At 72.3% G+C, this 1180-nt stretch carries 1 pseudogene; it reads left to right on the top strand.

The window, feature by feature from the left end:
* Positions 1–4: 4 nt before the first annotated feature.
* Positions 5–1180, top strand: a pseudogene (locus tag AB0F29_RS41585) (NF041680 family putative transposase); the annotation flags it as partial.

Below are 1180 nucleotides of genomic sequence, written 5' to 3'. Positions count from 1 at the left end.
GAGGGTGAGTCTGCTGCACGACGCTGTTCGCGTCGAGTCCCTGACCGTGTTGTCGCGGTTCCGGACCGACTTCTACGACTGCCTGACCTCCCGCGCGGACGCGTTGTTCGAGCTGACGGACGCGGTGCTGTGCACCGACGGGCCGGTCGGTCGCTGGTCGACCTCGCGCTGGCGCCTGAGCACCGCCGGGGTCACGGCGCCCTCTACGCCGGTCTGAATCGCGGAGGGGTGGACGTCGCCCGGCTGCGGCGGGTCTTGGCCGGGGTGCCGCTGCCCCGGGCAGCGGACGGCCGGCTGGTGCTGGCCGTCGATGTCTCGCCGTGGCTTCGACCGGACGCCGGCACCGTGCCGGACCGGTCGTTCTGCCACACCTACGGCCGCGGCAGCGCCAAGCACCAGATGATGCCCGGCTGGCCGTACTCGGTCGTCGTCGCCCTCGAAAGCGGACGCACCTCCTGGACCGCGTTCCTGGACGCGGTCCGCCTGGCCCCTGGCGCCGACCTGGCCGCTGTCACCGCCGACCAGGTCCGCGAGGTGGTCGAACGGCTCGTCGCCGCAGGCCAGTGGACCGAAGGAGACCCGAAGATCCTGGTCGTGCTGGACGCCGGCTACGACGCCCCGCGCATCGCCTATCTGCTGTCCGGCCTGCCCGTCGAGGTCCTGGGCCGGACCCGTTCGGACCGGGTGATGCGCCGCCCCGCACCCTCGCGGGAGGAGTTCCTCCGGTCCAACCCGAAGGGCGGACGGCCGCCCAAGCACGGCGGGGAGTTCGTCTTCGGCGACCCCAGCACCTGGGGCGTCGAACAGGCCGTCACAGTCACCGGCACGCGGCTTTACGGCAAGGCCACCGCGCGGGCGTGGGACCGGCTGCACCCGCGGCTGACCCAGCGGGCTGCGTGGCTGGAGCACGACGGCCCGCTGCCCGTCATCGAGGGAACGGTCATCCGCCTGGCCGTCGAGCACCTGCCGTCCGGCGGGGTGAACAAGCCGGTCTGGCTGTGGTGGTCGAGGACCGGTGCCACCGAGGCCGATGTCGACCGGTGCTGGCAGGCGTTCCTGCGAAGGTTCGACATCGAGCACACCTTCCGCATGCTCAAGCAGACCCTCGGCTGGACCCGGCCCCGACTCCGCGACTCAGCGGCAGCGGACCGCTGGACCTGGCTGGTCATCGCCGCCCAAA

This window comes from Streptomyces sp. NPDC026589, assembly GCF_040638385.1.
In the GTDB taxonomy this organism is placed as follows: domain Bacteria; phylum Actinomycetota; class Actinomycetes; order Streptomycetales; family Streptomycetaceae; genus Streptomyces.
This window is presented reverse-complemented; position numbering and strand designations above follow the sequence as displayed.